Genomic DNA, 15,553 nt, shown 5'->3' with positions numbered 1-15,553 from the left:
GGATTGAATTGGTGGGAATAGGAAAAGTTTACTTGGCGCGCTTGTAGTTGTGCGCCACGAACGGCATGTTGGCCAGCTGCACCGGAATCGCCTGCTTGCGCACCTGCGCGAAGATTTCCTGGCCATTCTGGATGTAGTCGGGCTGGATATAGCCCATGGCAATCGGCTGGCCCAGCGTCGGGCTGGGCAGGCCGCTGGTGATGACGCCGATCTGTTCGCCGGCGCTGTTGACCAGCGTGGCGGGTTCGCGGATCGGGGTGCGGCCGCTGCCGACCAGGCCGATGCGCTTGCGCGTGACGGGCTGCTGGCCATCGATCTGGCCCAGTACCACTTCGGCACCGGGGAAGCCGCCAGCACGGTCTCCGCCAGTGCGGCGCACCTTCTGGATCGACCAGCCAAGCACGGCTTCGGTCGGGGTGGTGGTGGTATCCAGGTCATTGCCGTACAGGCCCAGGCCGGCTTCGAGGCGCAGCGAGTTGCGCGCGCCCAGGCCGGCCGGCTTGACTTCGGGTTGTGCCAGCAGGGCACGAGCCAGGGCCTCGGTGCGCTCACCTGGCACGGAAATCTCGAAACCGTCCTCGCCGGTGTAGCCGCTGCGCGTGATGTAGAGTTCGGCACCTTCCCACTGGAAGGCGGCGCCGGTCATGAACACCAGTTCCTGCACGCCCGGAACCAGGCGCTCCAGCGCGGCCGCGGCCTGCGGACCCTGCAGCGCCAGCAGGCCCTGGTCCGGCATCGGGGTAATGGTGCAGCGCGTGCCGATGCGCTCCTGCATGTGCTGCAGGTCGCCGGCCTTGCAGGCGCCGTTGACGATCAGGAAGTAGTGCGTGCCGCGGTTGACGAACATCAGGTCGTCGATGATGCCGCCCTGGTCATTCAGCAGCAGGCCGTAGCGCTGGCGATCCACGCCCAGGCCGATCACGTCCATCGGCATCAGGCTTTCGAGTGCCAGGCCGGCATCGGGGCCGGAAATGCGGATCTGGCCCATGTGGGATACGTCGAACAGGCTGGCGGATTCGCGCGTCTGCTTGTGTTCGGCCAGCAGGCCTTCGTATTGCACGGGCATGGAGTAGCCGGCAAACGGCACCATGCGGGCACCCAGTTCCAGGTGCAGGGCATTCAGGGGAGTCAGCAGCAGATCGCTTTCCGGCGTGGCAGAGGACATGGTGTATCGCTTTCACAAAAGGACAGACAACCCGCAGGGCACTAGCCGCAGCAGGCAGGGCAGGCCCCGCTGTCCCTGGTACCTGAGAGATTCATTGCCATGACGGGCAACTTGCTCCTTCGGTGGCAGCACGGGCTGCACTCTCCAGCGGGGCACACTTTCCGGACAGAAAAGTGGCTGTCAGTCCTTGGTGCCTGAGCGTTCTGGCGTGCAATGCACCCTGCGCCTTCGGCGGCCACGCATGACACACGCGACACTCTCCTGACAAGCGCGATTATAGGGACAGTCCCTGCCAAAGTGCTATCCGGGAATGTGCGGAATCGCAAAACCGGCGCTGGCTGCAGTCTGTTTTGGTCATCCATAGAATAGGGGCATTCCTTGACTCTTCCGGGCTGCTGCCATGTCTGCCACCGATTCCACCTCTGCACCTCCCGTCCGCCGCATGATCCCCGAAATGGATCTGGCCACTGCTCAGCAGATGGTGGAACAGCTGCAGCAGCAGTTGCAGGCACGGCATCCCGGTGCGCCGGTGCAATGCCGGCAGACGCATATTTCCTGGGTGCTGCTGGCTGGCGACAAGGCCTACAAGCTGCGCAAGCCGCTGAACCTGGGCTTTCTGGACTACAGCACGCGGGCGCTGCGCCGCCACGGCAGCGAGGAAGAGCTGCGCCTGAACCGCCGCACTGCGCCCGAGCTGTACGAGGCGCTGGTGCCGATTACCGGCACGCCGCAACAACCGGTCTGGGGCGGTGACGGCGAAGCGATCGATTACGCGGTGCAAATGCGCCGTTTTGAACAGGACGGCCTGCTGGCTGTACTGGCCGCGCGTGGCGAGCTGCAGCCGGAACAACTGGATGCGCTGGCGCTGCAGGTGGCGCAGATGCATGCCGTGGCCGAGGTCTCCGCGCCGGGGGCGCCGCATGGCGATCCCATGGGCATCTGCCATGCGGCAGCCGACAACTTTGGCACCCTGCGTGGCCGCCTGCACAGCGCGGACGAGCGCGCCATGCTGCAGCGCCTGCTGCGCTGGACGCGTGCCGAAAGCGCGCGGCTGGCACCGCTGTTCCAGCAGCGCTGGCAGCAGGGCTGGATCCGCGAGTGCCATGGCGACCTGCATCTGGGCAATCTGGTGTTGCTGCAGGGCAAGCCGGTACCATTTGATGCGATCGAGTTTTCGCCGGCCTTCCGCTGGGTGGACGTGATGGCCGACCTGGCCTTCCTGGTGATGGACCTGCTGCACCGGGATCGACCCGATCTGGCCTGGCGCGTGCTCAATACCTGGCTGGAGCAGACCGGCGACTATGCCGGGCTGGAGACGCTGCGCTATTTCCTCGTGTACCGGGCGCTGGTGCGTGCCAAGGTGGCGGCGCTGCAAGGCCTGCCGGAGGCCACGGCCTACCTGCAACTGGCCGATCGCCTGAGCCAGCCGAGCCAGCCGCGGCTGTGGATCATGCATGGCCTGTCGGGATCGGGCAAGAGCTACCAGGCGCAGGCGCTGTCGGCGCATACCGGCGCGATCCGCATCCGAGCCGATGTCGAGCGCAAGCGCCTGTTCGGCCTGGCACCGCTGGCCAGCAGCCATGGCCAGGCGGACATCTATACCGCCGAGGCCTCGGAGCAGACCTATGCCCGACTGGGGCAGCTGGCACAGCAGGTGCTGCAGGCTGGCTACCCGGTGGTGCTCGATGCCACCTTCATGCAGCAACAGCACCGCGCGCCCATGCAGCAGTTGGCGGCGCGGCTGGGTGTGCCGTTCCAGATCCTGAGCCTGCAGGCCACGCCGGAGCTGTTGCGCGAGCGTGTGCAGCAACGTCAGCAGCAGGGGCAGGACGCCTCCGAAGCCGATCTGGCGGTGCTGGAGAGCCAGCTGGCGCATGTCCAGCCGCTGGCAGCCGAAGAGCTGCCGCAGGCGCTGTTGCTCGATGTGTCGCAGCCGGTGGATTGGCCGCGCCTGCTGGCGGAGTGAGCTTGCCGGGAGCTAACCTGCTTGCAGACTCTTGCATCTGGTAACGGCTCCCGGCGCAATGACGGCAGTAGCATGACCCTAACTGCCTGAAGTCATGGGCAGTCTTATCAAGCAAGGAGAACACTATGCGTAACTGGATTGCCATCACTGCTGTTGCTGCAGCTTCCCTGGCCACTGTCGGCTGCTCCACCTGGGACGACATGAACCGCAGCCAGAAGGCCGCCACCGTGGGTGCCGGCGCGGGTGCCGTGATCGGTGCTACTACCGGCTCCGGCAGCGTTGGCCGTACCGTGGGCGGTGCTGCCATCGGCGGTGCCGTGGGCTACGGCATTGGTGAAGTCACCAAGTAAGCGGGATCGATTCCCCTGAATGACAAGGGCACCCTGCGGGGTGCCCTTGTCTTGTCCGCTGCGGCTCAGTGCAGCACGCGCGCGATCCAGCTGTCCGGTACCGCCCACAGCAGCAGCCCGGTCATGGTCAGGTAGCGCAGGAACTTGCCCAGCGCCATCCAGCCGATGCAGGGCCAGAACGGCAGGCGCAGCCAGCCGGCCACGGCACAGAGCGGATCGCCGATGATCGGTAGCCAGGCCAGCACGCAGGCCTTGGGGCCGAGCCGCTGCAGCCATTCCAGTGCGCGCAGGTGGGTGCGGTCCTGGCGTGCCTTGTCCACCACCTTGTGCGTGCCCAGGCCGATCCACCAGTTGAGCGCACCGCCCAAGGTGTTGCCCACGGTGGCGACCAGGATGGTGGGCCAGAACAGCGAGGGATTGAGTTCGATCAGGCCGAACACCGCCGGCTCCGAGCCCATAGGCAGCAGCGTAGCCGAGATGAAGGCGACCACGAATACCGTGCTCAACCCGTATTGCGGCAGGGACAGCGCGCTCAGCAGCGCGTGAAAGAAGGACTCCATGGCGCGCAAGTATACGCATACCCAGGCTTGTGCATAAAAATTGTGCACGTTAGAATCGTAAGTTTTTCCGTTGCAGACCCGACCGATGCAGATCGCCCAATTCACCTTGCCGAACCAGCTGTTCGTTGCCCCCATGGCGGGGGTGACGGATAGGCCGTTTCGGCAGCTCTGCCGCCGCTTTGGCGCCGGCTATGCGGTGAGTGAAATGGTGACTTCGCGCAAGGACTTGTGGAAAAGCCTCAAGACCTCGCGCCGGGCCAACCACGAGGGGGAGCCGGGCCCGATCGCGGTGCAGATCGCCGGTGTCGATCCGCAGGAGATGGCCGATGCGGCACGCTACAACATCGATCGTGGCGCGCAGATCATCGACATCAACATGGGCTGCCCGGCGAAGAAGGTGTGCAACAAGTGGGCCGGTTCGGCGCTGATGCAGAACCAGCCGTTGGCCATGCAGATCATCGAGGCGGTGGTGCAGGCCTGTGCGCCGCAGCAGGTGCCGGTGACGCTGAAAATGCGCACCGGCTGGGCAGCGGACCAGCGCAATGCACCGCAGCTGGCGCGCCAGGCCGAACAGGCCGGCATCGCCATGCTGACCGTGCATGGCCGCACGCGCGAGCAGGGCTACAAGGGCGCTGCCGAGTACGAGACGATCGCCGAGATCAAGGCCGGGCTGGGTATTCCGGTGGTGGCGAATGGCGATATCGACAGCCCGGAAAAGGCTGCCGCCGTGCTGGCGCAGACCGGTGCCGACGCACTGATGGTGGGCCGCGCAGCCATGGGTCGCCCCTGGCTGTTCCGCGAGATCGCGCACTATCTGGCCACCGGCGAGCCGCTGGCGCCGCCACGCGTGGCCGAGGTACGCGAGGCGCTGCTGCAGCATCTGCAGGACCACCATGCGCTGCATGGCGAGTTCTCCGGCGTGCGCAGCGCGCGCAAGCATATCGGCTGGTATCTGGCCGGCCTGCCCGGTGCGGCGGAATTCCGCCAGCAGATCAACCAGGTGGAAGAGGCGCAGCTGCAGTCGGAACTGGTGGATGGCTATTTCCGCACGCTGGAGCAATCGCACGACTACTTGCCTGACATCCAGCCCGGGGTTGACCTGACTGCCGAAAATTGGCGGCAGGCGGCATAATCTGCATAAAAAATAGACAATTGAGCAAGGGGATTCATGGGACACGACAAATTGGAAGCCTGTGTGCGAGGCAATCTGCACCAGTACCTGGATGACCTGCAAGGGCAGGAGCCCAACAACATGTACGAGATGCTGCTGCGCACCGTGGAAAAGCCCTTGCTGGAGCTGGTGATGGAGCAGACCCGCAACAACCAGAGCAAGGCGGCCCAGTGGCTGGGCCTGAACCGCAACACCCTGCGCAAGAAGCTGGTGGAACACGGCATGCTGGATGCCGCTCCGCGCGGCTGAGCGCCTTCTTTCAACTGTCATTCACGACAACAAGGAAAACACATGACTACCCTGACCGCACTGCTGTCCGTCTCGGACAAGACCGGTATCGTTGAACTGGCCAAGGAGCTGAATGCCCTGGGCGTAAAGCTGCTGTCCACCGGCGGCACTGCCAAGCTGCTGGCCGACAGCGGCCTGCCGGTGACCGAAGTGGCCGACCACACCGGCTTCCCCGAAATGCTGGATGGCCGCGTCAAGACGCTGCACCCCAAGGTGCATGGCGGCCTGCTGGCGCGCCGTGACCTGCCGGAGCACATGGCCGCGCTGCAGCAGCACGACATCCCGACCATCGACATCCTGTGCGTGAACCTGTACCCGTTCGAGGCCACCGTGGCCAAGGCCGGCTGCACGCTGGCTGATGCGATCGAGAACATCGACATTGGTGGCCCGGCCATGGTGCGCTCCGCCGCCAAGAACTGGAAGGACGTGGCGGTGCTGACCGATGCCAGCCAGTACGCCCAGGTGGTACAGGACCTGAAGGCCGTCGGCAAGGTCAGCCTGGCGACCAAGTTCGCACTGTCGGTGGCGGCATTCAACCGCATCGCCCAGTACGACGGTGCCATCAGCGACTACCTGTCGTCCATCACCTTTGACGAAGCCAGCGTGGACGCCACGCCCGAGCGCGTGCTGTTCCCGGGCCAGAGCAACGGCATGTTCGTCAAGCTGCAGGATCTGCGCTACGGCGAGAACAGCCACCAGCAGGCGGCCTGGTACCGCGACCTGTACCCGACTCCCGGCTGCATCGTCACCGGCGAGCAGCTGCAGGGCAAGGAGCTGAGCTACAACAACATCGCCGATGCCGATGCGGCCTGGGAATGCGTGAAGCAGTTCGACGAGCCGGCCTGCGTCATCGTCAAGCACGCCAACCCGTGCGGCGTGGCGATTGGTGCCGATCCGGCCGAGGCCTACAGCAAGGCCTTCAAGACCGATCCGACCAGTGCCTTTGGCGGCATCATCGCGCTGAACCGCACGCTGGACAAGGCCGCAGCCGAGCTGATCGTCAAGCAGTTCGTGGAAGTGCTGATGGCGCCCGACTTCACCGAAGAAGCGCTGGAAGTGTTCAAGCCCAAGACCAATGTGCGCCTGATGAAGATCGCGCTGCCGGCCGGTACCGCGCGTGTTGCCAACAGCATCGAGGCCAAGCGCGTCGGTGGCGGCCTGCTGCTACAGACTGCCGATAACCACGAGCTGCAGCGCGAGGACATGAAGATGGTGACCACGCTGCAGCCGACCGAGCAGCAGGTGCAGGACATGCTGTTTGCCTGGAAAGTGGCGCAGTTCGTCAAGAGCAATGCCATCGTGTTCTGCAAGGACGGCATGACCATGGGCGTCGGCGCTGGCCAGATGAGCCGTCTGGATTCGGCCCGCATCGCCTCCATCAAGGCGGAAGCCGCCGGCCTGAGCCTGGAAGGCACGGTCGTGGCCAGCGATGCCTTCTTCCCGTTCCGTGACGGCCTGGACGTGGTGATCGACCACGGCGCGACTTGCGTGATCCAGCCGGGTGGCTCGATGCGTGACCAGGAAGTGATCGACGCGGCCAACGAGCGTGGCGTGGCCATGGTGTTCAGCGGCGTGCGCCATTTCCGCCACTGATAGACAGACAGGCCGCCTGCGGCGGTCATGACGACACAGGGAGGCTTCGGCCTCCTTTTTTGTGTCCGGCATGTTGCATGAAATCTACTGCATTTCATTCAGCTTTGATATATATCATGTTCTGTGCAAATGGCTGGGTTTTGCACTTGCAACAACATGTGTCTTGCGTATGATCCAGTCCATGCGACAGCAGAGCCGTTCCTTCCTGGTGCGATCCCGACTGGCGTGGCTGCTGGCCACGCTGGCGGTGCTGTGGCATGCCGGCATGGGCGTGCAAAGTGCCCAGCACCAGACCCGCATGGCGCTGGCACCCACGCCCGAGGCCATGCTGGAAGTGTGTACCGCCGAAGGCATGGCCTATCTGCCAATGGTCGGCTGGGCCGATGCAGGCGGGGAGGGCGAGGAGCCTGATCCGGTCGCCTTGCTGCCCTATTGCGCGCTCTGTGCGGCTGCGGCCATGGTGCCACTGCCCGATGCCGAAACGGTCTTGCCCGCGCCGTCGTTGCAGCTGGCAGGCCAGTTGCAGCCGACCTCTCCCACCTTGCTGGCCGGTCACCAGCCCTGGGCCTTGCCGCGGGTACGCGCACCCCCGGTCCTTTCCTGATCGACTCGCCTCTTTTTCATCTGCAATCCGCCTGACGCCCGGCTTTCATGCCTGCGTCTGCCTGACGGCATCTGCCGCGGGCACGGTTTGCCTGGCCATAGCGCGCTACGCCATTGCGGGTTCAGTCCTGTGATGTGCTGTCGAGTGTGCGCCTTCTGGAAAGTTCTTATCATGCAAGCCCGTTTTTCACGTCTGTCGGCACCCGTGCTGACCCCTGTCGCCCTCGCCATTCTGGCCTGGCCCGCCACCCTGCTGGCACAAACCCCTGAAGCCGTTTCCACTGCTGCCCCGACGGAAGTGACCGCCAGTGCGGCACAGGGTGCCAGTTACCGCGTCGTCGTGACCGGTGCCGGTATGGGTGCTGGAGCCGGCCAGCCACTCACCGTCGTGACCGATCCGCGCCAGGCGCGCCAGCCGATTCCGGCGCAGGACGGAGCCGACATCCTCAAGACCATTCCCGGCTTCACCGTGATCCGCAAGGGTGGCACCGATGGCGACCCGGTGCTGCGCGGCATGGCCGGATCGCGCCTGAACGTGCTGCTGGATGGCGAGCACATCCTGGGTGGCTGCGGCGGCCGCATGGACCCGCCGACCGCCTATGTGTTTCCCGACGCCTATGACCGCCTGACCGTGCTCAAGGGGCCGCAGACCGTGATCCACGGCCCGGGCAACGTGGCCGGCACGGTGTTGTTCGAGCGGGATCGCGGCGAGCGTCCGCTGGAGCCGGAACTGACCGGCAACCTGAGCGCCACCGTGGCCGATTTTGGCCGCCGCGACCTGATGGGTGATCTGCAATACGCCACGCCGGACTTTTATGTGCGCGGTGGCGCTACCTATACCCGTTCGAACAACTACGAGGAGGGCAGTGGCAACGAGGTGCACTCGAACTATGAGCGCTGGAGTGGCCGTATCGCCCTGGGCCTGACGCCGGATGACAACACCTTCTACGAACTGTCCTATGGCCGCAGCGATGGCGAGGCGGCCTATGCCGACCGCATGATGGACGGCACCAGGTTCGATCGCGAGAACATCGGCCTGCGCTTCGAAAAGCGCAATATCTCGCCGCTGCTGCGCAAGGTCGAGGCCAACGTCTATCGCAACTACATCGACCACGTGATGGACAACTACAGCATGCGGCCGAATACGCCGGTAGAAAGGCGTGCGCTCAGCAACCCGGATCGCGAGACCATCGGAGGCCGCGTGGCGGCCACGCTGCAGCTGACGCCGCAAACCCAGCTGGTGACAGGCCTGGACGCTCAATCCAACCAGCATAAGCTGCGTACCGGTACTGACTATCTCTCCAAGTCACGCAACGACAACGCCGAATATCGTCAGCTGGGTGTATTTGGCGAGGTGCGCCACGAACTGGACGACACACAGCGCCTGATCGGTGGCTTGCGCGTTGACCACTGGAAGGGTGAAGATGACCGCACCGCGCCCGGTCTGACCACATCTGGCGATTCGCGCAGCGAAACCTTGCCCAGCGGCTTCGTGCGCTGGGAGCGCGATATCAGCGAAGGCAATGGCTCGGTCTACGCCGGCCTGGGCCATGTACAGCGTTTCCCGGATTTCTGGGAAACCGTGGGTGGCAACCGCTGGAGCGAGACCAGTAACAGCGCCTTCTACACCCGACCGGAAAAGACCACGCAGCTGGATGTGGGCGCCAACTGGAAGGCGGACAAGCTGTCCAGCAGCGTGTCAGCGTTCTATGGCCGCGTCAACGACTACATCACGATTGACAACCGCGGTGGCCGTAACCAGTCGCGCAATGTCGATGCCACCACTTACGGTCTGGAAGCCGCGCTGAGCTACGCGCTGACGCCGCAATGGACGCTGGATGGCAGCCTGGCCTATGTGCATGGCAAGAACCGCACCGATGGCACGCCGCTGGCACAGCAGCCGCCGCTGGAAGGCAAGCTCGGCCTGAACTGGAACAACGGTACCTGGAGCGCCGGTGCGCTGTGGCGCATGGCCGCCAGGCAGGATCGCGTCGATATCGGCAAGGGCAATATTGCCGGCCAGGATACCGGACCGACGGCTGGCTACGGTACGCTGTCGCTCAACGGCAGCTATCGCGTCAACAAGCGCATGCGCGTGATTGCCGGCATCGACAACGTGTTTGACAAGACCTATGCCGAGCACCTGTCGCGCTCGGGAGCCATGATTCCGGGCTATGTGCAGACGAGCCGCATCAACGAACCCGGCCGAACCTGGTGGCTGAAGACCACGGTGGCGCTGGACTGAGCCAGCGCTGGCGCAGGCACGTCAATGCTGCCGGATCACGGCGGAAGTCACCGGTGGCGGCATCAGCCAGAACACCAGCAGCAGCGACAGCAGCTGCGCCACCAGGATCACCGCCACCGTCAGCGGCCAGGCGCCTTGGGTGTAGGCCAGGCCACACACCCAGGCGCCGACCGAGCCGCCGGCGTAATAGCCCATGTAGTATAGGCCCGAGGCCAGTGAGCGCCCGACCGGCACGCGGTGGGCAATGAAGCTGATGGTGGAAGATTGCGTGATGAAGATGCCGCTGGACATGATGGCCAGCGCCACGATGATCATCCAGGCCGCCGGCAGCAGCGTCAGCAGCAGGCCGATGGCCGAGACGCTCATCGCGATCAGGATCGACTTGCGTGCGCCCAGCAGCGGCAGGATCTTGCCCGAGATGGGCGTGATCACCACGCCCAGCAGGTAGACGGCAAACACGTTGGCCAGATCGGCGGTACTGAACTGGTAGGGCGCAGCGGCCAGGTGCAGGTTGATGTAGGTAAAGCCGCCGACCAGCGAGAACAGCACGCAGAAACCGACGGCGCAGGCGGTCAGCACGGCCGGGTTGCGCAGGTGGCTGGCCAGCGTCTGCAGGCTGCTGCCCAGATGGCGGTTGGCGACAAAGCGGCGTGAGCGCGGCAGGAAATGCCAGACCAGCAAGGCACCGCAGATCGTCAGCGCGCACATCACCAGGAAGGCCTGGCGCCAGCTCATCCACTCCACCAGATGGCCAAGCACGAAGCGGCCAAGGAATCCGCCGAGCACGGTACCGGCGACATAGGCCGCCATCAGGCGCGTCATGTCCTTGCCGCGGAACTCCTCGCCAATATAGGCAATCGTCACCACCGTGATGCCGGGTACGGCCAGGCCCTGCAGGAAGCGCAGCGCGGTCAGCAGCTGGATGCTGTCCGTGGCGGCGATCAGCCCGGTCGGCAGCGCCAGGAACAGCAGCGAGCCGACGATGATCTTCTTGCGCCCGATGGCATCGGACAGCATGCCGATAAACGGCGAGGTCAGTGCCACCGCCAGCACGGTGGCGCCGACGGTGTTGCCGACCTGCACCACGCTGGCATCGAAATCCTGCAGCAGCAGCGGCAGGATCGCCTGCACTGAATAGACCTGCAGGAAGGCGAACACGCCGATCAGGCCAAAGACGAACAGCAGCAGGCGGGAAAACGGGTGCTCGGGCGGAGTAGTCGTAGTGTCAGACATTCAGGCGGCAGGCTGGTTGCTGGAGTCAGTGCCGGGGTTCAGCATGCGGTCCAGCTGGGCGTCCTTCTGCTTCCAGAGCTGCATCACCCAGCGCTGCACCGCCATGGGTGACAGCGACTGGCCCTCCCTGGGTTGCAGCGTGTCCGGCACCGGCAGCGCGCGCACATGCAGCTGCACACGTCCCATGCGACCAGCCATGACATCGACAAAGCTCGGCACGCCTTCCGGGTAGGCAATCGTCACGTCCAGCACCTGGGTGAACTTGTCGGCCAGGTTGTCCAGCACCACGCCAATGCCGGCGCCCTTGGGCTTGAGCAGGTGGCGGTAGGGCGATTTCTGCTCGGCATGGACTTCAGGGGAAAAGCGCGTGCCTTCGAGGAAGTTCATCACCGAGGTGGGCGTCTGGCGGAATTTCAGGCAGGCGGCACGGGCGGCTTCCAGATCCTGTTCGACCGTATCGGCGCGGCGGCGCATGAAGGGAAAATCCAGCGCCCACCAGGACAGGCCAATCACCGGCACATAGATCAGCTCGTGCTTGATGAAGAACTTGAGGAAGGGGATGCGGCCATTGAACACCTGCTGCATGGCGATGATGTCGACCCAGCTCTGGTGGTTGCACAGCACCAGGTACCAGCCCTGCGGATCCAGCGATTCGATACCGGTGGCCTCGATGCGGCCGCCGTTGACGATGCGCACCCACCAGTCGTTGACGCTGATCCAGAGCGCGGCGGTGGCGGCCAGCATGCGGTTGCACAAGCGGCGCACCGGAGCAAAAGGCAGCAGCTTGAGCAGCGCCCAGGGCAGCATCAGCAGGCTCACCAGCAGCGTGTTGAGGGCCAGCACGCTGCCGGAGAACAGGATTTTCAGGAAGGACATGATGGGGCGGTGGTTCAGGCCAGGCTCTTGAATACGTCGGCGGCCATCGCCACGGTCTCGTCGATGTCGGCATCGGTATGGGCGGCGCTGACAAAACCGGCTTCGTACAGCGCCGGGGCAAAGTGCGCGCCGGCATCGAGCATGCCGTGGAAGAAGCGGTTGAAGCGGGCACCGTCGCTACGCATCACCTGGCCGTAGTTCTGCGGCAGCTCGGGCAGCAGGAAGAAGCCGAACATGCCGCCTTCGCAATCGGTGCGGAAGGGTACGCCAGCGGCATCGGCCGCCTGTTGCAGGCCGTCCATGAAGCGCTTTGTCTTGGCACCGAGGGCCTCGTAGAAGCCGGGCTTCTGGATCTCGCGCAGCGTGGCCAGACCGCAGGCAGTAGCGACCGGGTTGCCGGACAGGGTGCCGGCCTGGTACACGCCACCCAGCGGCGAGATGTGTTCCATGATGGCACGCTTGCCGCCAAAGGCTGCCAGCGGCATGCCGCCGCCAATCACCTTGCCCATGACCGTGATGTCGGCCTCGATGCCGAGCACCGATTGCGCGCCGCGCAGCGCTACGCGGAAGCCGGTCATCACCTCGTCGATGATCAGCAGCGCGCCGTGTTCGGTACACAGCTCGCGGCAGCGGCGGGCAAATTCCGGCGTCGGACGCACGAAGTTCATGTTGCCGGCGATCGGCTCCATGATGATGCAGGCCAGCTCCTTGCCGTGCAGGGCAAAGGCTTCCTCGAGTTGCGCCACGTTGTTGAATTCGAGCACCAGCGTGTCCTGCACCACGGCTTGCGGCACGCCGGCACTGGTGGCGGCACCAAAAGTGGCCAGGCCGGAGCCGGCCTTGACCAGCAGCGCATCGGCGTGGCCGTGGTAGCAGCCCTCGAACTTGAGGATGCGGTTGCGGCCGGTGGCGCCACGCGCCAGGCGGATCGCGCTCATGCCGGCTTCGGTGCCGGAAGACACCAGGCGCACCATTTCCAGGCCGGGCATGATATTGATGATTTCTTCGGCCAGCTCGATCTCGCGCTCGGTCGGCGCACCAAAGGAGAAGCCTTCAAGCGCAGCTTTTTGCACCGCTTCGAGCACGGCCGGGTGGCCATGGCCGAGGATCATCGGACCCCAGGAACCGAGGTAATCGATCAGGCGGCGGCCTTCGGCATCCCACAGGTAGGCGCCCTGGGCGCGTTCGATGAAGCGGGGCGTGCCACCGACGGCGCGGAAGGCGCGCACCGGCGAGTTGACGCCGCCCGGAATCACGCGCTGGGCGCGATCGAACAGTTGCTGGTTACGGTCGGAAGAGGAGGAAGACATGCAGGACACTCGGCTGACGGGGCGCGGACGGCAACACCCGCTGTGCTGCCCGGGCATCTCCGGCCCAATCTGCAAGTTTACCGCGCCACTGTGAAAAAGTCAGTGCATTCCCGTACATGCAACAGAATGTCCATGTGCCTTGTCAGACTGGATAGAATCGATTCCATTGCAAGAACCAACAAACTGGAGTGTGGCGTGGCCGAACCCAAAACCTGGATGTGCCTGATTTGTGGCTGGATTTACGATGAAGCCGTGGGCGATCCCGAACATGGCATCCCCGCCGGCACGCGCTGGGAAGACGTGCCGGATGACTGGAAATGCCCCGAATGCGATGGTGGCAAGGCCGATTTCCAGATGGCCGTGTTCTGACCCGGCGCTGACCCTGTCATGAGCGCCGGCCAGCTGTCACCCCTGCCTGCCCAGCCGTCATCGCGCACGGTCTGGTCTGAACCGCCGAGCCTGCCGGCGCTGGATGCGGCGCTGTCGCTGCTGCAGGCACCGCTGCATGAGCTCCAGTGGGAGCCGTTGACGCTGCAGTACCGCCAGCTGGCGGTCAGCCTGGCGCAGCAGCAGCGTCCGGCATCGTCCTGGTATGCGCTGACGCTGGCCCTGGCGGCGGCCGGTGCACCGCGCCAGCCCGATGGCGGCGCGCAGGCGATCGGCCTGCTGCAGGTGGCGACCGATGCGCTGCGCGGTTATCTGGAATGGCATGCGGCCGATGCGCCGGCGGCCTATGAAGATGCGCGCGAGCTGTTGTCGAGCTACCGCCTGCTGGCTGATCTGGCCGGCCTGCGCCGCATCGAGGCTTCCGACCTCTGGGCCGTGAGCCGTTCCGACTGGCAATGGCTGGATCTGGCACCGGGCGGTTTTGATGCCGATAGACCGGAACCTGACCTGTACGCCACCGTGCTGCGCCTGTTCCGCAGCCATGGCGGCAGTGGCACGCGCGAGCTGTTTGCACTGGCCGGAGCCCGCATGCAGCAGGGCAGTCAGCCCGAGGCCGAACGCGCCTTCTGGCAGCTGCTGGCCGGCGTGACGCAGCTGCTGGCGCTGGCAGTGCTGCCCTGGGACCTGTTTGTACGCCGCCTGCTGGCCGGCGTGACTACGCGGCAGGCACGGCTGGAACAAGGCCAGCCGGACGATGAAGCGGTGCACCATCGCCTGGCCGGCATGATGCTCTACCTGCTGCACGATGGCATGTCGCGCCTGCCTGCCGGCAGCAGCGCCACGCTGGCGCGCGCACTGGCATCGCATTACGGCGTGCTGCCATTGCAGCAGGAGCCGGTGGTGGTGCAGGTGGACATCACGCCGCAGCGCGCTTGGCTGCAAAAGCTGGCCGCCTGCCTGCCGGCTGACGAATTGCGCGGCAGTGGCGAGCAGCGGCTGCCGATCCATCTCTACAACTGCTTTCTGCAGGATGCCGATGACTGGTCGCGCCAGCTGCTGGTGACGCTGCAGGAATGGGCGCTCGAGCCCGGCAGTGCCTTCCCGGACGATGCCATTGGCCTGGCCGAGCAGCTGGCCTCGGGTGCCGCTGCCGTGGGGCTGCAGGAGCTGGCCACGCTGGCACATGGCATGGAGCGCGCCTTGCATGGCGTACGTTGCCGTCGCTCGATCAACAGCCATGGCCTGCAGACGCTGCGCAGCGGCGCCGAGGTGCTGCGCCTTGGCCTGCACCAGTTTGCCGCCGACCTGTCACGTCCGCTGCCGCCGCAGCTGCTGCGTGAGCTGGCGGCGCTGGCAGTGCCGAGCCGCCATGCCCGCATGGTGCTGCCGCTGGTCGAATGGCCGAGCCTGGTACAGCTGCCGGCACCGGTGGCCGCCGCTGCGCCCACGCTGACAGTGCATGCGCCGGCCGAGCCAGCGCAGCGGCGCCAGGCCCAGGCCGCGGTGCTGCGTCAGGTGCTGCTGGACGAGATCCGCGATCGGCAGATGCAGCTGCAGGCGGTGCTGCGCCACTGGCAGGCGCGCCCGGACAACGAAGGCGCTGGTGCCGAATGCCTGCGCCTGCTGCAGTCGCAGCTGGATGTCGCCAGCCAGATCGATGCCGACGCGCTGCAGCAGGCCATCCGTCAGGCCATGGGCGCCTGCAGCCTGGTGCGCGCTACCGGCCAGGGCCAGGCCGAACGCCTGGCCGAGCTGCAGCAGGCAGTATTCGCCGTCGGCGCGGCGCTGGTGCCAGACGCCTGAGCG

General features: G+C 65.4%; 14 protein-coding genes and 2 riboswitches. Of the genes, 9 read left to right on the top strand and 5 right to left on the bottom strand.

The genetic code is table 11. The annotated features are described in order from the left end of the window. Window positions 1–28 precede the first annotated feature (28 nt). Entirely contained in the window at window positions 29–1,165 is a 1,137-nt protein-coding gene (gcvT, locus tag V1261_RS00715; protein WP_329769432.1) for a glycine cleavage system aminomethyltransferase GcvT, read from the bottom strand. 59 nt (window positions 1,166–1,224) lie between these two features. Continuing rightward, a riboswitch (glycine riboswitch) is annotated at window positions 1,225–1,323 on the bottom strand. A 13-nt stretch (window positions 1,324–1,336) separates the two neighbouring features. Next, window positions 1,337–1,439, bottom strand: a riboswitch (glycine riboswitch). A gap of 126 nt (window positions 1,440–1,565) precedes the next feature. Here gcvT and V1261_RS00710 point away from each other — a divergent pair. Together V1261_RS00710 and V1261_RS00705 are read left to right on the top strand one after the other, a co-directional pair. Continuing rightward, complete coding sequence (locus V1261_RS00710) at window positions 1,566–3,131, top strand: bifunctional aminoglycoside phosphotransferase/ATP-binding protein (protein WP_329769430.1); 1,566 nt, start codon at window positions 1,566–1,568, stop codon at window positions 3,129–3,131. A 125-nt stretch (window positions 3,132–3,256) separates the two neighbouring features. Next, window positions 3,257–3,481 (top strand): hypothetical protein, encoded by a 225-nt coding sequence (locus V1261_RS00705; RefSeq protein ID WP_329769428.1) that lies wholly within the window; start codon window positions 3,257–3,259, stop codon window positions 3,479–3,481. Window positions 3,482–3,546: 65 nt separating this feature from the next. On the opposite strand, the gene V1261_RS00700 is transcribed toward V1261_RS00705, so the two are convergent. Further along, entirely contained in the window at window positions 3,547–4,041 is a 495-nt protein-coding gene (locus tag V1261_RS00700; RefSeq protein WP_329769427.1) for a YqaA family protein, read from the bottom strand. A gap of 85 nt (window positions 4,042–4,126) precedes the next feature. Here V1261_RS00700 and dusB point away from each other — a divergent pair, with 85 nt between their 5' ends. From dusB to V1261_RS00675, 5 genes are all read left to right on the top strand, one after another. Then, window positions 4,127–5,173, top strand: coding sequence for a tRNA dihydrouridine synthase DusB (gene dusB, locus V1261_RS00695; RefSeq protein ID WP_329769426.1), 1,047 nt, complete (start codon window positions 4,127–4,129; stop codon window positions 5,171–5,173). 36 nt (window positions 5,174–5,209) lie between these two features. Next, on the top strand, window positions 5,210–5,461 hold the full coding sequence (locus tag V1261_RS00690) for a helix-turn-helix domain-containing protein (protein WP_329769425.1): 252 nt from the start codon (window positions 5,210–5,212) through the stop codon (window positions 5,459–5,461). Window positions 5,462–5,503: 42 nt separating this feature from the next. Then, on the top strand, window positions 5,504–7,093 hold the full coding sequence (purH, locus tag V1261_RS00685) for a bifunctional phosphoribosylaminoimidazolecarboxamide formyltransferase/IMP cyclohydrolase (RefSeq protein WP_329769424.1): 1,590 nt from the start codon (window positions 5,504–5,506) through the stop codon (window positions 7,091–7,093). A gap of 181 nt (window positions 7,094–7,274) precedes the next feature. Beyond that, window positions 7,275–7,697: a DUF2946 family protein gene (locus V1261_RS00680; protein ID WP_329769422.1), complete on the top strand. Its 423-nt coding sequence runs from the start codon at window positions 7,275–7,277 to the stop codon at window positions 7,695–7,697. Window positions 7,698–7,868: 171 nt separating this feature from the next. Beyond that, window positions 7,869–9,941 (top strand): TonB-dependent copper receptor, encoded by a 2,073-nt coding sequence (locus V1261_RS00675; protein WP_329769420.1) that lies wholly within the window; start codon window positions 7,869–7,871, stop codon window positions 9,939–9,941. 21 nt (window positions 9,942–9,962) lie between these two features. On the opposite strand, the gene V1261_RS00670 is transcribed toward V1261_RS00675, so the two are convergent. From V1261_RS00670 to hemL, 3 genes are read right to left on the bottom strand one after another with little or no spacing between them, the layout of a single operon-like run. Next, a complete protein-coding gene (locus V1261_RS00670) occupies window positions 9,963–11,174 on the bottom strand; it encodes an MFS transporter (protein ID WP_329769418.1) in 1,212 nt (403 codons plus the stop codon). Next, window positions 11,175–12,050, bottom strand: a complete 876-nt coding sequence (locus V1261_RS00665; protein ID WP_329769416.1) for an acyltransferase — start codon at window positions 12,048–12,050, stop codon at window positions 11,175–11,177. Between the two features lie 14 nt (window positions 12,051–12,064). Continuing rightward, window positions 12,065–13,360, bottom strand: a complete 1,296-nt coding sequence (hemL, locus tag V1261_RS00660) for a glutamate-1-semialdehyde 2,1-aminomutase (protein WP_329769414.1) — start codon at window positions 13,358–13,360, stop codon at window positions 12,065–12,067. A 216-nt stretch (window positions 13,361–13,576) separates the two neighbouring features. Between hemL and V1261_RS00655 the strand changes: the two genes are divergently transcribed. Continuing rightward, window positions 13,577–13,729 carry a rubredoxin gene (locus V1261_RS00655; protein WP_033394833.1) on the top strand — a complete coding sequence of 51 codons (153 nt, stop codon included), beginning with the start codon at window positions 13,577–13,579 and terminating at the stop codon, window positions 13,727–13,729. Window positions 13,730–13,747: 18 nt separating this feature from the next. Continuing rightward, the gene (locus V1261_RS00650; protein WP_329769412.1) at window positions 13,748–15,550 is read left to right on the top strand and encodes a hypothetical protein; all 1,803 of its coding nucleotides are present in this window, start codon (window positions 13,748–13,750) and stop codon (window positions 15,548–15,550) included. Window positions 15,551–15,553: the final 3 nt, after the last annotated feature.

Source organism: Brachymonas sp. J145 (assembly GCF_036312245.1).
Lineage (GTDB): Bacteria > Pseudomonadota > Gammaproteobacteria > Burkholderiales > Burkholderiaceae_C > Brachymonas > Brachymonas wangyanguii.
Note: the sequence above shows the minus strand (reverse complement) of the source record. Positions and strands in the feature narration are given on the sequence as shown.

Coding starts and splice junctions, on each gene's coding strand:
- gcvT (WP_329769432.1), bottom strand. CDS start 1,165: ATGTCCTCTGCCACGCCGGAAAGCGATCTGCTGCTGACTCCCCTGAAT.
- V1261_RS00710 (WP_329769430.1), top strand. CDS start 1,566: ATGTCTGCCACCGATTCCACCTCTGCACCTCCCGTCCGCCGCATGATC.
- V1261_RS00705 (WP_329769428.1), top strand. CDS start 3,257: ATGCGTAACTGGATTGCCATCACTGCTGTTGCTGCAGCTTCCCTGGCC.
- V1261_RS00700 (WP_329769427.1), bottom strand. CDS start 4,041: ATGGAGTCCTTCTTTCACGCGCTGCTGAGCGCGCTGTCCCTGCCGCAA.
- dusB (WP_329769426.1), top strand. CDS start 4,127: ATGCAGATCGCCCAATTCACCTTGCCGAACCAGCTGTTCGTTGCCCCC.
- V1261_RS00690 (WP_329769425.1), top strand. CDS start 5,210: ATGGGACACGACAAATTGGAAGCCTGTGTGCGAGGCAATCTGCACCAG.
- purH (WP_329769424.1), top strand. CDS start 5,504: ATGACTACCCTGACCGCACTGCTGTCCGTCTCGGACAAGACCGGTATC.
- V1261_RS00680 (WP_329769422.1), top strand. CDS start 7,275: ATGCGACAGCAGAGCCGTTCCTTCCTGGTGCGATCCCGACTGGCGTGG.
- V1261_RS00675 (WP_329769420.1), top strand. CDS start 7,869: ATGCAAGCCCGTTTTTCACGTCTGTCGGCACCCGTGCTGACCCCTGTC.
- V1261_RS00670 (WP_329769418.1), bottom strand. CDS start 11,174: ATGTCTGACACTACGACTACTCCGCCCGAGCACCCGTTTTCCCGCCTG.
- V1261_RS00665 (WP_329769416.1), bottom strand. CDS start 12,050: ATGTCCTTCCTGAAAATCCTGTTCTCCGGCAGCGTGCTGGCCCTCAAC.
- hemL (WP_329769414.1), bottom strand. CDS start 13,360: ATGTCTTCCTCCTCTTCCGACCGTAACCAGCAACTGTTCGATCGCGCC.
- V1261_RS00655 (WP_033394833.1), top strand. CDS start 13,577: ATGTGCCTGATTTGTGGCTGGATTTACGATGAAGCCGTGGGCGATCCC.
- V1261_RS00650 (WP_329769412.1), top strand. CDS start 13,748: ATGAGCGCCGGCCAGCTGTCACCCCTGCCTGCCCAGCCGTCATCGCGC.